The sequence below is a fragment of the Mucilaginibacter sp. genome (assembly GCF_025359345.1).
Classification (GTDB): Bacteria; Bacteroidota; Bacteroidia; order Sphingobacteriales; family Sphingobacteriaceae; genus Mucilaginibacter.
In genome coordinates, this window is the sequence record NZ_JANYGQ010000033.1 from 247,311 (window position 1) to 265,271 (window position 17,961).

Genomic DNA, 17,961 nt, shown 5'->3' on the forward strand with positions numbered 1-17,961 from the left:
TCGTTAAAAAGCTATTTGAAGAGAATTTTGGGTAAATTGGTTAAAAAATCAACAGAGGCAACGTGCAACCCGGAACCCGTGTTAAACTACTCTTTTCACAACAGCACTATGGGCCACAACTGTGCTATAGGTAAGGATTGTTACGTTTATAATACAAACATTGGCGATTATACTTATCTAAGCTCGGCCGTATCGGTAATGAATACCGCGATTGGTAAGTTTTGTTCTATTGCTCAGGGCGCTTGCATAAGTTTGGGCATGCACCCATCGTCAGAATTTGTAAGCACGCACCCCGCTTTCTTTTCCCTAAACAAACAAAACGGCATGACGTTTAGCGATCAAAATTATTTTGCAGAAATGGGCGAAACCAAAATAGGCAATGATGTTTGGATTGGGGTTAATGCGATTATTATGGATAACATTACAATAGGCAATGGAGCCATCGTCGGCGCCGGGGCTGTTGTAACGCATAATATCCCGGCGTATGCCATTGCTGTTGGGATACCGGCAAAAGTTATAAAATACCGGTTCGAAAAAGACGAGATAGAATTTCTTGAAAATTTTAAATGGTGGGATAAAGAGCACGATTGGCTAAAAAATAATTTCAAGGATTTGCACGATATTAAATTGTTTATGAAAAAGCATGCAGCCGTTGGTGATTAAACTACAAGGCGGGCTTGGCAACCAAATGTTTCAATATGCATTTGGCTTATCAGTTGCTAAAAAAATGAACGCACAATTGTATCTCGATTTATCTTTTTACAATCAAAACCACGGCCTTACGCCGCGAAGCTATGCCCTGGAGGTTTTCGGAGGCCAAACAAAAATTGCTGAGCGTAAAATTGTCGATAGTTTTTTTCGTCCCGGTTTATTGCAAAGGGTACTAAAAAAAGCCGGGTTGGATAGGCATACCCTATACCGCGAAAAAACGATGCGGTTTGACAAAAGTGTATTTGATATAACTCCACCAGTATACTTTGAAGGCTTTTGGCAAAGCGAGCAATATTTCAATTCGATAGAAAACGAAATAAGAAGTGCTTTTGCTTTCAAAAAGCCGTTAAACACGCAATCCCAAAAAATTGCCGGCGAAATTGCGCAACAACAGCATCCGGTTAGCATACACGTGCGCCGGGGGGACTACGTAACCTCAGCAAGTACAAATGAATTGCACGGCATTTGCTCAATTGCTTATTACCAAAAGGCTATTGCTTTAATTAAGCAAAAGGTAACAAACCCAACATTCTACTTTTTTTCGGACGATGCAGAATGGGTGGCCAAAAACCTCATTGCCACCGACGATAACGCAGTACTGGTACAACATAACGAGGGCGATGACAGCTGGCAGGATATGGCCTTAATGAGCAAGTGCCGCCACCATATTATAGCTAATAGTAGCTTTAGCTGGTGGGCTGCCTGGCTTAACCCAGGTAGTGAAAAGATGGTTATTGCACCCGCTAATTGGTTTGCGGCAAAGGTATCTAATTTAGATACTTTGGATTTAATCCCTAAAAATTGGATACAACTACCCAATGACTGAACCATTAGTATCTGTAATTATGCCTGCCTTTAACGCGGGGCAATTTATTGCAGAGGCAGTAGATTCGGTTATCAAACAAACTTTTACCGGTTGGGAGTTAATTATCGTAAACGATGGCTCGACAGATGATACCCAAGCCATTGCCGAGCGATATGTTGCGGGCGATGCAAGAATTAGACTGGTAAAACAGCAAAATAAAAAATTAAGCGCCGCGCGCAACACCGGGATAGCAAATGCAAAAGGCGAATGGGTTGCATTTTTGGATGCCGATGATTTTTGGGTCGCCGGGAAACTGGAAAAGCAATTGGTTGCCGCGGGAAAATACCCCGCAGCGGGCGTTGTTTTTAGCGATGGCTTTACCTATTATAATAACGACGTAAAAACGGCACAACCCTATGGTACCATTGCTGGTTACTTTGCGCCTGCCGATATTTACAAATTGGAATACCAGGGTAATTACATTCCTGTTTTATCGGTACTGGTAAAAAAAAAAGAACTGGATACAGTGGGCCTGCAGGACGAAAAACTGCGCGCGTGCGAAGACTGGGACTATTGGCTACGACTGGCCTTACAGGGCGTTGGGTTTTACGGAATGGAGGAAAAGCTGTTCTACTACCGCAGGCATGCCGCCAATATGTCGAACGACAATAGTTTAATGAGCTTGGCTAACGCGACAATCTTTATTAAAAATTTTAAGCCGGAATTGTTACCGGCCGAAGATATTAAGCGTGTTACAGGTTTTATAAACCGGACCATTTGCAGCCTTATCAAGCCAGGTAAAATTAACGAGGCACTGTTTTTGAACAATGGCATGTATAATATTACAGGCAGCGGCCTTAGGAAATGGGGCTCTTTTATTATGGAAAAGCTGGGTAAACAATCATACTACCCTGTAAGATTGATTTTTAAAATGGATAGGATACTGACCTGATATTGACGATGAGACAGGCCCTGAAAGACATGATCGGTAAAATTATCACAAAGCTTAAGCGGGTTTACGAGGGGTATAAGTTGAAGGTAATATACAATAACCCCAACATAAGCATTGGAGGCAGCCTTATAATAGAAGAATATTTTTCGGCCTCGATACCTGCCGGTAACTTCGCTCTAAAGCTTGGTACGGGCGTTCATTTTAAAAAGTATTGCGCTATTTTACTGGCGCCAAAAGCTGAATTAACTATCGGCGCAAATGTTTTTTTTAACAATTACTGCTCCATTAACTGCCTCGAAAAAATCAGCATTGGCGAAAACACCCAGTTTGGGGAAGGGGTAAAGATGTACGACCATAACCATACCTACACCTATGCGAACGATGTGCTGGATGTGGACAGGCATAACTTTAAAACTGCGCCCATCACCATCGGCAAAAACTGCTGGATTGGCAGTAATGTGACCATATTGAAAGGCGTAACCATAGGCGATAATGTTATTATCGGTGCCAATAACCTTGTTTATAAATCGGTGCCGCCAAATACTGTTTTAAAGTTTAAGGCGGATTACATCATTCAAAATCATACCGGATAATTGGCGAAAACCCAGGTAAATAAAACTCTGTTTATAAGCCACGAGGCATCACGCAGCGGTGCGCCGATAGTACTATTGCACCTGCTGAAATGGATTAAGAAAAACACGGACTTGCAGTTTGATGTATTATTATTAACCGATGGCCCATTAAGAAGTGATTTTGAAACGCTTGCAGAAACGTTCGTTTTGAGTAAGCTTACGCGGCAGCACAGCTATCAATCGCGCATAAAAAGAAAGCTGCGTAAAACAACGCTGAACGACGAATACAAAAAAGCAGCGGCCACGCTGGCAAAAAATAAGTATAGCCTGGTATATGGCAATACCATTGTGAGCCTGCCATGGTTGACCATATTTAAAGAAAACCACGGTATTAAAACCCTTTGCTGCATCCACGAACTGTCGTATGCTACCGGGTATTTTTTTACTAATGCTTATATCGAAGAAAACCTGGCGCTCACTGACGGAGTTATTGCGGTGTCGGGTGCAGTAAAAACGCATTTAATGGCATCGTTTAATGTAGTGTCTGAAAAAATCAGCCTCCATTACGAGTTTATTGATACTGATGTAACGCCTGCATTTAATAATGATTTGCAGGCAGTATCGGGCATTGATAAGGGGCAGTTTGTAATTGGTACGGGCGGTGCGCCATCATGGCGAAAAGGTACCGACCTGATTATCCTCCTGGTTTTAAAACTAACGGAACTGTATCCGGGTTTCGATTTTAAAATAGCCTGGCTGGGAGCTGATGCCGGCGACGAATGGGCAAAACTACTCAGGTACGATGCAGTTAAATGTGGCGTTGATGATAAGCTGCTGTTTATATCAAATAAACCCGACCCGCTTAACTATATTAATTTGTTCGATGTTTTTGTGCTTTTGTCGCGCGAGGACCCGTTCCCGTTGATAGTGCTGGAGGCTGCGTTTTTAAAGAAACCGGTTATTGCATTCGAAAACAGCGGGGGTATACCTGAATTTGTAACCCAGGGTGCCGGGCTGCTTGCCCCGTATTTAAACATAACCAAACTGGCAGAACTGGTTTATCAGCTTAGCCGCGATAGCGATGCCGCAAAGCAGATGGGTATTAAAGGAAATGAACTGGTAGTAAATAACTACAGTATTGATCAGGTAGCGCCGGCCATTTATAAACAGATTGATAAGTTGACAAGCCCGGCTGTAGCATAATGCTTTCGTTAATAATTTGCGCAAGGGCAAGCGATATACCGCCATCATTGAAAGAAAATATTGCAAAGACCATTGGTGTTGAATACGAAATTGTTGTGATTGATAATTCGGATAACCGTTACAGCATATTCAGTGCGTATAACCTGGGGGCGCAAAAAAGCAAATATCCTTATTTGTGCTTTATGCATGATGATATTGCTTTCCATACACCAAATTGGGGCGCAAAAGTTGTCGCCCATTTTATTGATGAAAATACTGGCGCGATAGGCATCGCCGGCAGCCCGTATTTTCCGGCCATGCCTGGTGCCTGGTGGAGCAGTAAAGCAAGAAACGAGGTAACGGTAAGCAATAACGACGGAGTTATTACACCCCATATTCATTACTATCCACATAAAGCAGAGAAAAATGAATGCGTAGTGCTGGATGGGGTCTGGATTTGCATACGGCGGGTGCTGTTCGAAAAAATAAAATTTGACGATGCTCATTTCAACGGGTTTCATTTTTACGACATTGATATTTGCCTGCAGGTACATCAGCTGGGTTATAAATTGTATTGCGTATTTGATGTATGGATACAACATTTTTCGATGGGCAGCACAAACAGGGACTGGCTCGACAATGCATTGCTATTGCAGCAGAAATGGAAGAAGGTGTTGCCTGTACGCTGTATTCAATTTAGCTACATACAAATCTGTAAATTTGAATTGCGGACTTTAAATGAATATCTGGATGCGTTGTTGCGAAATGGTATTGCAAAAAAGGACGCTTATAAAGTAGCTGCCAAACAGCTGGCAAGATTTTGGAGAGCGTATTTTTATTATCAAACCCCTTTTTATATCTACAAATATTTCACCAAGATTGCTAATTATGGCAAAAACTAACAGATATGCCGGTTAATATTGACATCCTTATATTAAGCTATGCCAAGAGTGAATACCTTAAAGGCTTAACCATTCAGACCATCGATACACTGATCGCTTCGGAAGACCCGGAAAAGATTAAGTTTAATGTATTGGTTATTGAATCGGAAAAAAGTTTGCAGCCTTACCAGTTTGAAAACTCCACCACCATTTATCCAAAGGAAGAGTTCGGCTTTCATAAATATCTAAACATCGGCATTAATCAAACTAATAGCCCTTACGTTTGCCTGTGTAATAACGATTTAATTTTTCATAAAAATTGGGCTTCAGAAATAGTAAAAGCAATGGACGACGATGCCGCCATGTTGAGCGCCACGCCCTATTGCCGCAATTTTCATACCCAGGAAGGCTTTCCTGAAAATGCCCCGCCGTTGGAAGGATATTACGGTGTGTTAATAGGCTGGTGCATTTTTGTGAAAAGGGAGATATTTGATACCATAGGCTTGCTCGACGAAAATTTTGTTTTTTGGTATTGTGACCATGATTATTTAAAAACACTCGAAAAGTTCGGCGTTAAGAATTCTCTCATTTCGTCATCGTTCGTTACCCACCTGGGAAGCGAATCGCTAAAAAACCTCGACGAAAATGAACACAACAGGCTTACTCAAATTCCCAGGTTTTACTTTAGCTACAAATGGCATCATCACTCGTATATAAGGCTGAAGCTTGAAACTATGTTATTTAAATTAAAAATGCTTTTGAGAAAGTCTTAGGGCCTCCCAACGCTGACATCAAAACAAATGAAAAAAAAACTGTACGCCATTTTCCCTTTTATCCCCAAAGTTAATTTAGCTATCGGCACATATTTATATGGCCTGAAAGTAAAATTGAGCGCGAAGGCTGTAATACGGGAACTAAGTAATCAACGAGATTTATACGCCAACGTGGGTTGCGGGAGCGGGGGGTTAAAGGGCTGGACAAATGTCGACCTGGGCAATCATGAAAATGTTACTTACCGGTTTAATTGCAGCAAATCAATCCCCTTTGGCGATAATTCTGTAAAAGGCCTGTTTACCGAGCATTTTTTTGAGCACCTTGAATATGAAACTGAAGTGCCTTTCTTTTTAAAAGACTGCCACCGGGCTATGCAAAAAGGCGGCGTGATGAGAATTGTTGTTCCCGATGCCGAGAAATATCTCATCGGGTATGTACAGCCGGGCTGGGATTACCTAAAACAAACCCGCCCGCTGGATGATGATTTAAACGACTTATCGATGGGTATTAAGTATCAAACAAAAATGCAGTTGATAAACGAGGTGTTCAGGCAAAGCGGGGAGCACAAATATGCATGGGACTTTGAGACAATGAAACTTAGCCTGCTTAAAGCAGGATTTTCGGAAGTGTATAAAATGGCTTTTCTTGAGTCGAAAGACCCCGTGTTGAAGATCGATAAGGAAGTAAGAAAACCGGAGAGTTTATACGTGGAGGCTATAAAGTAGGATCAGACTTGAAACATATTTTTGACGAAAACTATTCTATCATAACCTTTGCCACCAATAACCTTAAATATGTGCAATTCGCTTTTAATTGCGCCGAATCGGTGTTGCTGCATAATGATATTAAAATCTTTATCGTTTCAAACCTTGAATTCAGTATTCCCGCAAGGTTGCAGAAAAATGTGTCGGTAATAAGAGCGAAAGAAGAACACGCGGCATTGGGAATTGGAATAAAGCTTTATATAGATGAATATCAACAAACGAAGCAATCCTTGTTTATCGACTCGGATTGTTTATGCTTTGGCAATCTGCAGCCAATATTCAGTGCGTGCGCTGACAAACATGTTTCAGTTGCCGGAACGATGGTCGACGCCGCCAGGTGGGTCGGCGATGCGCAGGCGGCCACTATTGAAAAGGAATTTGGTATAAAACAGCTGCCCCGGTTTAACGGCGGATTATACTACCTGGCAAAAAGTAAAAAAACCACAGAAATATTTGAAGCCGCGCGCAGTATTATTCCTGAATACGACAGGCTGGGTTTCAGGCGGATAAACAATAAGTGGGTCAACGAGGAAGGTTTGATAGCAATTGCCATGGTTAAGCATGGTGAAACACCCATACCCGATGACGGGCGTTATATGACAGATTTGTATACCGATCCACATCCCCGCAAATTGAATGTGCTAAAGGGAATCATAGTGCTAAAAAACCCGCCGAAAGGCGAGCCGAGGCACCGGCCCTGGTATCCCGAGGGAGATTACTCGCCCGTGATCATCCATTTCGGCGGGACTAACCTTAACTCATATATATATCGCTCGCAAGTTTTACTTTTGCGGCTTTATAAAAATCATATCCAACCAAATATTGCGACGCAGGTTGTTAACTTGTTTATTCACTTACCATTCAGAAGTTTAAGATGGCTAATTGGTTCGTTACGAAACTTAAAAACCAGCTGAAAAAATACAACAGGTTTATAAACCGTATTAAAGTTAGCCGCTTTAAAAAAACGCTGCAGCATTGCGGCGCTAACACCTCGATCCAATTTCCTGTTTGCTTTGAAGGGCCCGAACATATTTCAATCGGCAATAACGTATCAATCAACGCCTTTGTACATATGTGGGGACATGGCGGCATTAATATCGGCAACGATTGTTTGATAGCATCGCACGCATCTATCAACAGTGTTACGCACAACCCGGACGTTTCGCCTTACAGGAACAGTATTGAAACCCTGGCTGTAAATATTGGAAGCAATGTGTGGATTGGCAGTCATGCCGTAATATTGCCGGGAGTAACTATTGGTGATAACTCAATAATAGGTGCAGGTGCCGTGGTAAATAGGGATGTTCCGGCAAATGTTACAGTTGCCGGCGTGCCGGCAAAAATCATTAAAAATCATAGCGTATAATCAGGTGAAAGCCATAAAGCTGACATACATACTAGCCACACGCAACCGGCTGAATTTTCTCAAAATAACGTTGCCAAAGCTAATTGCTGCAATGCAGGATGACGAGGAAATTGTAGTGGTTGACGGCAACAGCACCGATGGCGCGAAAGAATATCTTCAGGGGCTATTCGAACAGGGAAAAATACAGCAATTTATTTCGGAGCCCGACCGCAACCAGTCGCACGCGTGGAACAAAGCATTTATGCTGGCTAAAGGCGAGATCATCAAAAAAATAATTGACGACGACGTGCATTGTTATACCGCAATAAACAAATGCAAGCACTTTATGCTGGCAAACCCGGCGGTTGATATTTGTATTTCGCATTGCCTGGCAACGGATATTACTAAACCCGAAAACATACATATTGCAAGCCGCCTTAAACAATACCAGGATTGGAAAGACGGCAAAACCACTTGCTTTACATTCACCGATGTGCATATGCTGATACGCAAAAGCGCATTGAGCTATTTGGGATTGTTTGACACGCAATTTGCCATGATGGACTGGGAGTACTCATTGCGTTGTTCGTATCTTAAAGCCAATATTGCTTACTACACGGGCTATAATGCGTTATCGGTAAGTACCCCCGGCAACGTGAGTTCGCAAACAAATGCGGCCCGGCTGAAAAAAGAAGGGCTGATTGGTAAAACAAAATATGGCTACGAGGGCGACCGGGCTGATATTTCGCTTTTCTCGGAATTTAAAATTGCAGTAGGAAAGGCCATCAACTACAAGGCGGCGAACAGCCTCAATGATACGCCACAATTGCCTGCGGAAGATGAGCTGGGTGCCCTTTACAATAAATTGTATGAAGAAGTTGAGGACTATAACCGGCGGGACGATTTTATTTTTATTGCATAAGTGAAACAACAGATAAAAATAAAATTTCAAAACGGACCAGCGCTTGAGGGGGTGATTAAAGAGGTGCTTAACATAGTGCTGGATAAATTCGAGTTTATTGAAACCGAGGAGCCTGATTTTATATTTTTTGGCCCTTACGGTAATGATATCCCCAAGCCGGGCCCCTATAAACGGATAGGCTATTTTTGCGAAAACATTACCCCCGATTTGGATGCATGTGAATGGGCATTTGGCATCCCAACAGAAAAAGAAATAAACAACTATAAATATAAACGCATCCAGTGGCATAATTTAGACCCAGAGGACCTTGTAAAGAAAGACTGGGATGCTGAAAAGATACTGGCCTCCAAAACCAAATTCTGTAACTTCTTTTATTCGCACCCGGTACAGTACCGCGAGGAGTTTTTCAGGCAACTGTCGAAATACAAAAAGGTGGATGCCCCCGGCAAAAGCATGAATAACATGCCTTCTGTCGATAGCCTGTACAAAGGCGGTAAGTGGGCTGTTAAACACCAGTTTTTGTCCGAATATAAATTTACAATAGCATTTGAAAGTTATGTTTACCCCGGCTACCAAACCGAGAAACTTTATGATGCTATGCAATGCCAAAGTCTGCCGATATATTGCGGCGATCCACTGGTTGGCGAGATATTTAATACCAAAAGTTTTGTTTTCGCAAACGATTATATCCATACCGGCAACCAGGCCCTGGTGCAATTTTTAGAAAAAAAATCGCAACTGAATTTTGTCGATATCAGGCCGATGTTTTATAAATCGCCGAAGGACAGGGTGCAACGAAAATTGAAATCCATCGGCAAAAATTTAAAAATGAGGCTGCAGTTTAAAAACCTGGATTTCAGCGATCTCATCGACCAGATAATTATGCTGGACAAAGATCCTGATAAATATATGGCCACCCTGAACCAGCCCTGGTTTCATAATAATATTCCGCCTGTCAATTTTTCATTGAGAGAACGGTGGATAGAAATTTTCTCAGGAAAATAATGGATAAGCCGTTAGTGTCAATTATTATCCCCCTGTATAATGCCGAAAAATATATTGCAGCTACCATGCAATCGGCTTTAAATCAAACCTGGACAAACAAGGAAATTATTGTCGTTGATGATGGGTCAACCGATAATTCCCTCGCTATAGCAAAGCAATTTGCAGGTGAAAACTTCAGGGTAATTACTGGTGTAAACAAAGGGGCGAGCGCGGCGCGAAATATAGGCTTAAAAGAGGCAAAAGGAGAGTACATACAATTTTTAGATGCCGATGATTTGCTGAGTGAAGATAAGATAGCTGCACAAATGGAAGTGCTGCTTAATTCGCCAGGCTATGTTGGCTTATGTGGAACCGTGCATTTTCAGGATGGGGATGATCCTTTCAGCGGCGCCAAAATTGACGAGTGGTATATTGGAGGTTCAGATAACCCTGTCGACTTTTTGACTAAGCTATATGGCGGTGCCATTGTTGGTCCCCAATATGGTGGTATGATACAGCCTAATGCATGGCTAACACCAATGTCCCTGATTAACAAAGCCGGCTGGTGGAACGAGATGCGCAACCCCGATGATGACGGTGAGTTTTTTTGCAGGGTGCTGCTGGCGTCGAAAGGTGTAAAATATGTGGCGACCAGCACAAACTACTACCGGAAATTTATTACCGGCGACAGCTGGAGTGCTCACCGCAGCCATGAAGCAAGCAGCAATATTTTAAAATCGACTTTACTTAAAGCGCAATATCTTTTGGCAAGAACGGATGAACCGATAGTAACGCGAATATTTAGCCTGATGTTATGGGAAAACGCATTTAGCTGCTACCCATATTTTAAAGATTTAAGTTTAACAGCCCAACAAAAAGCCGAAGAATTGGCGCCGGATTATAAATATAACCCCTATAAAAACGGGCTGCCTTTGCTTTTATCAAAAATTACAGGCTGGAAAGCGGTAAAATACCTTCAATATTTAAAACATAAAACTAAATGACTGTAGCTGCGGCGGGCGTAACTTTAGTAATATTTACCTGCGAAAGCCGGGAGCACCTGCTGGTTAAGACCTTTCAGTCATTTTCGGCGGCATGCGGCTATAAGTTTCAAAAAGTAATTTTAGCCATTGATGGCCAGGTAGACCCGGCAGCAATTGCGCAAATAAACCCCGACGTTATTTTGCAGTACACCAAAAGGAGGGGCTATGCGCATAGTATATCAAAAGCGTTAAAGCTTATCGATACCCCTTACTTCTTTTGGCTGGAAGACGACTGGACATTTCACAGGAACATAGATGCGCCTTATTATACCCAAATCCTGTCTGACCATCCTGATTGGGCCGAGATAGTTTTCAGCAAAGACGGGCCGCTGGTTGCTGTTTCAAAAGTTAAACCGCTTGGCGAAAACCTGTATGAAACCACTTTCGGTTTTTCGGCTAACCCATGTTTTTGCAATACCGGGCATTTACAGCAGGCCTTCCAATTATTGGAGCATGCACCCAAAGGCGACAAATTGGGTGAAGACGGATTTGAGAACTTCCTGTCAAAAACATTCGAAAAACAAAACATTAAATGTGTGATGGCTGACCCGGTTGACCACCTGCCCATATCGCATGAGGGTTTCCTGGAAAGCACCCCGCGAAACTGGCATATGACAAATTCGCTGGAAACAAAAACGAGCAACCATTTAATGACTATCCCGGTGCCGTCAATTGCCCGCAGGCTGTTAATGGTTTTTAAACTCGTTTCGGCATTTTGCAGGCTGGCTATTGGTCAGCTTGGCAATAATAAAATTTATGAATTCTGTTTCAGGGTGATCGCATCAGCAAAAACCATTAAAAAGGATGAGTGAGCAACGCTATGTATTAACCATTGCTACCGGCAAAAAGGTATTTGTTGATATGGCTGCAAACCTGGCCCGGTCGTTTTTGTGGTGGCACGGCGGCGGCGATATTCAATTCCAGTTGGTTACAGACCAGCCGCAATTTGTGCCGGCTGACGTCATCGAAAAAATTCAGATAATTAAAGTTGAGCCGGGTCAGCTGGGCAAAGGCTTTTCGGCCAAATTGCAGCTCGACAACTTAGTGAGCGATGGCAAAACCCTGTTTATTGACAGCGATTGCCTGGTATTTGGCCCGCTGGATATTGTGTTCGAAAAATTTAAAGGCGCTGCGGTATCTGTTACCGGGGGCTACATTTCCGCCGGCGATTGGTTTGGCGATATTGGATCAGTTTGTAAGAAATTCGATGTGCCGCATATTCCAAAATTCAACGGCGGACTATACTATATCGAGAAAAGCGAAACAAGTAAGAAAGTTTACGAAACCGCCCGGCAGCTTGAGACGGATTACGATAAGATAGGCTTTCTACGTTTACGCGGGTTACCAAACGACGAGGTGTTAATGGCCTTGGCTATGCAACTGCACGGCCAGGTACCGGTGCCTGATGATGCCACGATAATGAGCGACTTACAGGCTTGCCAGGGTAAATATGAAATTGATGTGGTAAATGGCGTCCGCTCGTTAAACAACCCACCATACCCTAGCCCTCTGCACCAGGATTGGTATCCCTTTAAAACAGTTTCGCCGCTTATAGTGCATTTTCTCGGCTACTACACTTTACATTACCCTTACCTGCGCGAAGTTTACAGGTTAAAAAAGGCACTGGCGAAAAAGCTAAACCGGCTCACCGAACTGGCAGCTATCCTAAAGATTGAAGCGCCGGCCAGGATAAAAGAACAAATAAAAAAAACCTTCAGGCCATTATATCACAGGCTTGCAGGGGTACGAAAAATAAAAATATCTGAACGGGTTTAAATGCATTTTTAATATCGCCACAATAGTTTTATGAAATATTTAAAGGGCCTTGATACCCTTAGAGCTTTTGCAGTACTTATAGTGATTATACAACACTGGGGGCCGCATAAGTTCAAGTCAGGTATACTGACATTTATTTTTTCGAGGTTAATTCCGGAGGGCACTTTTGGGGTTGATCTGTTTTTCGTTTTAAGCGGATTTCTTATAAGCAAAATATTGTTTGTTGCCAGTGATAAAGCGGCCCCGGTGGAAAGGTTGCATGTTATTAAAAATTTTTACTTCCGCCGTGTATTGAGAATTTTCCCTGTTTATTTTCTCTTGGTGCTATTGGTTGTATTTGTTTTAAATGATACATATGCTAAAGAGCACATCGCGTACTTTTTAACGTATACATCAAATTTTTTAACGCTCAAAACAGTAGCGTGGGGAAGTATTGCGCACACATGGTCGCTCGCTGTCGAAGAGCAGTTTTACATTGTTTGGCCGTGGATAATAATTTACACGCCCAAAAAGTATTTATTCGGTGTTATATTAATATCGATAATTCTCGGTCTTGTAAGTTCAGTAATACTGCGAAACATGTACGGCCCTTTTTTTTATTTACTGCCGCTGCCTTGTATAACAGCCTTTGCAATTGGCGCACTATATGCTTATGTAGAAAACTACGGTCATTTTAAAAGATTAACAACCAACATATTGCTGATTTTACTGCCTGGAAGCTTGGCCTTATTATTTTGGCACAACATGGGGAAGGACATTGTGTTAATACGCGTTGTAAATTCAATTGTAAGTATCAACCTGATAATTTACGTTTGCAGGGAAAATTATAATATAGTAACGCGATTTATTTTTAATAACAAGGTATTGGTTAATATAGGTAAAATAAGTTATGGGATATACTTATATCATTATATACTTCCGAAGTATTATAACCAGTTTGTTAATTACTTAGCCACTAAAGTAACCCTGAGTGATAAACTAATTAAAATGCTGACATTCCCCCCGTCGGGTTATTTGATTGACTTTGTGCTTGTTTTACTCACAGCTGTGATATCATATAAATTTATTGAGCTTCCATTTTTGAGATTGAAGAAAAACTTCGCTTATTTATCGGACAAACCTGTAGCAGTAAAACCAAATGAGTTCAGCATTTGATATCAGCATAATTATTCCTGCTTACAACCGCTTGTGGTGCTTGCCTGAAGCTATAGAGAGCTGCCGAGGGGCTGTTTGTAAAATCGAAATTATTGTTATTGATGACGGCAGCACTGACGGCACGCTACAGTGGTTGGAAAAGCAACCTGATATAATCGTGGTAAAACAATCTAATTCAGGTAAATGTGCTGCGGTGAACAGTGGCTTTAAAATTGCAAAAGGTAAATATATCCGCTTTTTAGACTCGGACGACATGCTTGCCGAAGATGCCAATGATGAACAGTTTGCGCTGGCCGTAAAAACCGGGGCAGACATTGTGGTAAGTGGCACCCGAGATTTTTATAACGGCGGGCAAACTCTTTACACGCGGTGCTTTGTGGATACCGACGATTTTATTGCGCAGCAATTGGGTGAAGGCTATGGTTCGCATTACTCGGCATTTATTTTTAAAAAGGAATTTCTTGAAGACATACCACACAACCCGGAGTTTGCGTACAGGGATGACCGACTGCTGATCCTGGAAGCTGCTTTAAAAAATCCCTTTATTGCGGTTCACCCTGGCATTGCGCTGGCACACCGTTTAGGCCATAACGACCGCTTACAAATAACCCAGGGTGTAAAGCAACGAATGCAGAACTATCAGCAGTTGATGCTTTACAAAAGGATCGTGAATCAATTGGCCGACGAGAATAGGTTAACGAAACGGCGAATAGAAGCAGCAGCGAAGGTATTATGGACATTGGCCCACTGGATTGCAATTTACAACCTGACCGAAGCAAAAGAAGTCGTTAACTGGATATACGAACTTAACCCGGAGTTTATCATTCCCGAAAAGGGCGCGTTAGGGTTTTTCTATAACAAAGCAGGGTTTACGGCAACCGAAAAGCTATTGCGGATTCGCCGTATTTTTAAAGGCAGGGTATTTAACAAATGAAGATATTTCTTTCTTTTTTACAGTCTGAGATTCAGCACCCCATCCCAGCCTATAGCTTTTGGCAATACTATATTAAAAAAGGTATAGCGGAGGCCGGGCATACCTGGGATGAGGCACCAGGACTTGATTGGGCTTTTGGCATTGTTCCGAAAAGCATAGAGGAGCAAAATAGCTGGAAGGGAAAAGTTTGGGAACAGACAGTTAATTACCTCGAAGAAAATCCAGCCGATGTTTTTCTGAGCTACCTGTACCCGGCGCAAATTGATAGCGGCGCAATTAACCGGATTAAAAGCCTTGGGATTGCCTGCGTTAATTTTTTTTGTGATAATGTGCGTGAGTTTAAAAAAATACCTGCGGAGTTTTCGGTGTTTGATTTAAACTGGGTGCCTGAGCAGAAGGCTATAGACCTTTATAAAAGCGCGGGCTATAATTATATCAACCTGCCGATGCCGATATGGCTCGAGCCTAAATTACGTGTCCCGCAGGGCGAAGCTAATAGCCTGCTAACATTTATCGGTTCGAAAGATATACAGCGGCAACTTTTTTTTGAGAATGTTATGCTGAAACGGCCTGATTTACCTTTGGCGATTCACGGGAAGGGATGGGGTGAGGGCGCAGCTGAGCCGGTGTTGGCCGCGAGACATTATTCTCTCGGGAACAAATTAGCTTTTCAATTCAATTTTATAAAGGAGAACGGCACTTTGCCGTATCTCCGCAAGTTAAAGCAACGCAAGCTTTCGGCAGAAATAAGCCCTGTATTAAAAGCAAAAGTGGGCGGGCCCATCAGTTTTGAAGAGTATAACCAATTAACATCGGCAAGCATGATAACAGTGGGTGTTAACAGGTATCCGTCTTATAACTTTCCGCTTAACCAACCGAATACTTATTCGCGGTTGCGGGATATCGAGGCACCGATGTTAGGCGCCTGCTACCTTACCGAATACACCGAGGGGCTTGGAGATTTATACGATTTTGACAATGAAATTGCTGTTTACACTGATGCAAGCAGTTTTATTGCAAAAGTTGATGTGTTGCAAAAAGATAAGAAGCTAAGGAAAAAGCTAAAGGTCAACGGGCAGAAACGCGCGCTGCATGACCATTCGATTGCTCAATCCCTTAATAAAATAATTCAAAAGATTAGGTAGTGGCTGTGATACATTTATACTACCAAAAACCGCCGCTGAGGTTTAAGTATATCCCGGGAGACAGGTACATTTTTCGCGTTTTGCGAAACCTGGTTAAGGGAAAAAAAATAAGCGGGTTGGATAAGGTGTTTATTAACCTTTGTAAGGGCTTTGATGAACTAAGTGTCGATTATACTGTAAACTTTCCGTATCATAAAATAAAACCAGGCGAACCGGTTATTACTCTTGGCCTTGGACAGTTTGCCCTCAAAGGATATAAACAACCTAACCCTGTGATTGCGGGAATAGGGTTAATGACACACCCCTGCCAGTGGCCTACGCTGCCCCAGGAGTACCCCGTAACAAAATACCTGCAGCATTCAAAGTGGACGATGGATATTTATGTGCCTTATTTCGGCAACGAAACGTGCGATTTATGGCCGTCGGGTATCGACACCGGCCATTGGTCGCCGGTTGAAAACGTCGAGAAGAAAATTGATTTTTTGGTTTACAGCAAGTTCCTGTTTGATAAAGAAAAGAACGGCGCCGAACTAAAGCGGCCCATATTAAATAAGCTGGATAAGCTAGGTTATAGCTATCGCGAAATTGTTTACGGCAGTTATATTGAAACAGAATACCATGATTTGCTGCAGCAATGCAAGGCGATGATTTTTTTGTGTGAGCACGAAAGCCAGGGGTTTGCTTGTTGTGAAGCAATGGCCATGAACGTGCCTGTTTTTGCCTGGGACCAGGGTTTTTGGCTCGACCCTAACAGGTTTGAGTGGAATAATCCCGTGGTGCCGGCTACATCCGTTCCATTTTTTGATGAACGGTGCGGGATGACTTTTAAAAATTTTGAAGTATTTGAAGAAACCGTTACCTCGTTTTATAACAAAGTAAAAAACGGCGATTTTGCCCCGCGCGACTACGTATTGCAAAATCTCACCTTAAAAAAGAGCGCCGAACGAATGCTGGAGATTGTAAACAGCGTATATAAATGAAAATACTGCTGATAATGGATCCCGGCATACCTGTACCGCCGCCCTTATATGGCGGGCACGAGCGGCTGGTATATATGTTTGCAGAAGAATATCAAAAGCAGGGCCACGAGGTAAGCCTGCTGGCTGGTCCGGATTCACACATTTCGGGCACCTGTTATGCTTTTGGCGAAAACAACCTGGAGAAAACGACCGCGCAAAAAAATAGAGAATTGCTGCAAGCCTGGGCGTTTTTGAGGAAGCGCAGGAACGAATTCGACCTGGTACACAATTTTGGCAGATTGATTTACCTGCTGCCTGTTTTAAACAACCCGGTGAAAAAAATAATGACCTATGGCCGACCGGTTTCTGCCAGGGGGATAAAAATTATAAACGTGTTGCCAAACCGTGATTTAATATTTACTGCGTGCAGCAATTATTGCGTTTCGACCGGCAATGTTGCCGGCAAGTGGAAAACAGTTTATAATGCTATCGATTTCGCCCAATACCGGTTAATTGACAACCCCGGCGAAAATGCCCCGCTAATGTTTCTTGGCCGTCTTGATAAAGTAAAAGGGGTGCATACCGCTATAAAAGTTGCGAAAGCTACCAACCATCAATTAATTATTGCTGGTAATATTCCGCATACCGCCGATAACCTGGAATATTTTAAAACTGAAATTGAACCGCTGATTGACGGTAAACAAATAAAGTATGTGGGTGCGCTTAACGATGCGGGAAAGAACGACTACCTGGGAAACGCTAAAGCCCTGCTTTTCCCTATAGAATGGGACGAACCCTTTGGAATGGTAATGGTTGAGGCCATGGCCTGCGGCACACCAGTAGTTGCATTTAGCCGCGGCTCGGTGCCCGAAGTGGTGACCGGGCAAACCGGTATAAAAGTTAATACATTTGAGGAGATGGTGGCAGCTATAAAACCGGCTGCCGGCATCGACAGAAAATTGTGCCGCGAAACAGCTAAGCAAAGATTTGATTGCCCGGTAATAGCAAAACAGTACCTGCAACTTTTTAGCACCGCAAATAAAAATTGAATTGAACA

General features: G+C 42.6%; 20 protein-coding genes. All 20 read left to right on the forward strand.

From position 1 onward, the window contains the following. Nucleotides 1-15 precede the first annotated feature (15 nt). From Q0R52_RS23540 to Q0R52_RS23635, 20 genes are read left to right on the forward strand one after another with little or no spacing between them, the layout of a single operon-like run. Nucleotides 16-663, forward strand: coding sequence for a CatB-related O-acetyltransferase (locus Q0R52_RS23540; RefSeq protein ID WP_295799411.1), 648 nt, complete (start codon nucleotides 16-18; stop codon nucleotides 661-663). Next, the gene (locus Q0R52_RS23545; RefSeq protein ID WP_295799413.1) at nucleotides 656-1,537 is read left to right on the forward strand and encodes an alpha-1,2-fucosyltransferase; all 882 of its coding nucleotides are present in this window, start codon (nucleotides 656-658) and stop codon (nucleotides 1,535-1,537) included. The genes Q0R52_RS23540 and Q0R52_RS23545 overlap by 8 nt, the downstream gene beginning before the upstream one ends. After that, nucleotides 1,530-2,468 carry a glycosyltransferase gene (locus Q0R52_RS23550; protein WP_295799415.1) on the forward strand — a complete coding sequence of 313 codons (939 nt, stop codon included), beginning with the start codon at nucleotides 1,530-1,532 and terminating at the stop codon, nucleotides 2,466-2,468. The genes Q0R52_RS23545 and Q0R52_RS23550 overlap by 8 nt, the downstream gene beginning before the upstream one ends. 8 nt (nucleotides 2,469-2,476) lie before the next feature. Beyond that, nucleotides 2,477-3,061, forward strand: a complete 585-nt coding sequence (locus tag Q0R52_RS23555) for an acyltransferase (protein ID WP_295799416.1) — start codon at nucleotides 2,477-2,479, stop codon at nucleotides 3,059-3,061. Next, the gene (locus Q0R52_RS23560; RefSeq protein WP_295799421.1) at nucleotides 3,062-4,243 is read left to right on the forward strand and encodes a glycosyltransferase family 4 protein; all 1,182 of its coding nucleotides are present in this window, start codon (nucleotides 3,062-3,064) and stop codon (nucleotides 4,241-4,243) included. After that, nucleotides 4,243-5,124, forward strand: coding sequence for a glycosyltransferase (locus tag Q0R52_RS23565; RefSeq protein WP_295799425.1), 882 nt, complete (start codon nucleotides 4,243-4,245; stop codon nucleotides 5,122-5,124). Before Q0R52_RS23560 ends, Q0R52_RS23565 begins: the two co-directional genes overlap by 1 nt. Nucleotides 5,125-5,129: 5 nt before the next feature. Further along, a complete protein-coding gene (locus tag Q0R52_RS23570) occupies nucleotides 5,130-5,876 on the forward strand; it encodes a glycosyltransferase (RefSeq protein ID WP_295799428.1) in 747 nt (248 codons plus the stop codon). Nucleotides 5,877-5,903: 27 nt separating this feature from the next. After that, a complete protein-coding gene (locus Q0R52_RS23575; protein WP_295799431.1) occupies nucleotides 5,904-6,602 on the forward strand; it encodes a methyltransferase domain-containing protein in 699 nt (232 codons plus the stop codon). A gap of 8 nt (nucleotides 6,603-6,610) precedes the next feature. After that, nucleotides 6,611-7,555, forward strand: coding sequence for a hypothetical protein (locus Q0R52_RS23580; RefSeq protein WP_295799435.1), 945 nt, complete (start codon nucleotides 6,611-6,613; stop codon nucleotides 7,553-7,555). Further along, nucleotides 7,516-8,007, forward strand: coding sequence for a DapH/DapD/GlmU-related protein (locus Q0R52_RS23585; RefSeq protein WP_295799436.1), 492 nt, complete (start codon nucleotides 7,516-7,518; stop codon nucleotides 8,005-8,007). Before Q0R52_RS23580 ends, Q0R52_RS23585 begins: the two co-directional genes overlap by 40 nt. A 4-nt stretch (nucleotides 8,008-8,011) precedes the next feature. Further along, nucleotides 8,012-8,908: a glycosyltransferase gene (locus tag Q0R52_RS23590; protein WP_295799439.1), complete on the forward strand. Its 897-nt coding sequence runs from the start codon at nucleotides 8,012-8,014 to the stop codon at nucleotides 8,906-8,908. Continuing rightward, nucleotides 8,909-9,913 carry a glycosyltransferase family 10 gene (locus Q0R52_RS23595; protein WP_295799442.1) on the forward strand — a complete coding sequence of 335 codons (1,005 nt, stop codon included), beginning with the start codon at nucleotides 8,909-8,911 and terminating at the stop codon, nucleotides 9,911-9,913. Further along, complete coding sequence (locus Q0R52_RS23600) at nucleotides 9,913-10,896, forward strand: glycosyltransferase family 2 protein (protein WP_295799444.1); 984 nt, start codon at nucleotides 9,913-9,915, stop codon at nucleotides 10,894-10,896. Before Q0R52_RS23595 ends, Q0R52_RS23600 begins: the two co-directional genes overlap by 1 nt. Beyond that, entirely contained in the window at nucleotides 10,893-11,747 is an 855-nt protein-coding gene (locus tag Q0R52_RS23605; RefSeq protein WP_295799447.1) for a hypothetical protein, read from the forward strand. The genes Q0R52_RS23600 and Q0R52_RS23605 overlap by 4 nt, the downstream gene beginning before the upstream one ends. Then, on the forward strand, nucleotides 11,740-12,711 hold the full coding sequence (locus Q0R52_RS23610) for a hypothetical protein (protein WP_295799450.1): 972 nt from the start codon (nucleotides 11,740-11,742) through the stop codon (nucleotides 12,709-12,711). The genes Q0R52_RS23605 and Q0R52_RS23610 overlap by 8 nt, the downstream gene beginning before the upstream one ends. A gap of 30 nt (nucleotides 12,712-12,741) precedes the next feature. Further along, the gene (locus tag Q0R52_RS23615; RefSeq protein WP_295799453.1) at nucleotides 12,742-13,866 is read left to right on the forward strand and encodes an acyltransferase; all 1,125 of its coding nucleotides are present in this window, start codon (nucleotides 12,742-12,744) and stop codon (nucleotides 13,864-13,866) included. Beyond that, nucleotides 13,850-14,800 (forward strand): glycosyltransferase family 2 protein, encoded by a 951-nt coding sequence (locus Q0R52_RS23620; RefSeq protein ID WP_295799455.1) that lies wholly within the window; start codon nucleotides 13,850-13,852, stop codon nucleotides 14,798-14,800. Before Q0R52_RS23615 ends, Q0R52_RS23620 begins: the two co-directional genes overlap by 17 nt. Further along, on the forward strand, nucleotides 14,797-15,945 hold the full coding sequence (locus Q0R52_RS23625; protein ID WP_295799457.1) for a glycosyltransferase: 1,149 nt from the start codon (nucleotides 14,797-14,799) through the stop codon (nucleotides 15,943-15,945). Before Q0R52_RS23620 ends, Q0R52_RS23625 begins: the two co-directional genes overlap by 4 nt. Continuing rightward, complete coding sequence (locus Q0R52_RS23630; RefSeq protein WP_295799462.1) at nucleotides 15,945-16,925, forward strand: glycosyltransferase; 981 nt, start codon at nucleotides 15,945-15,947, stop codon at nucleotides 16,923-16,925. Before Q0R52_RS23625 ends, Q0R52_RS23630 begins: the two co-directional genes overlap by 1 nt. Further along, nucleotides 16,922-17,953 (forward strand): glycosyltransferase family 4 protein, encoded by a 1,032-nt coding sequence (locus Q0R52_RS23635; protein WP_295799465.1) that lies wholly within the window; start codon nucleotides 16,922-16,924, stop codon nucleotides 17,951-17,953. The genes Q0R52_RS23630 and Q0R52_RS23635 overlap by 4 nt, the downstream gene beginning before the upstream one ends. The last annotated feature ends 8 nt before the right edge of the window (nucleotides 17,954-17,961 follow it).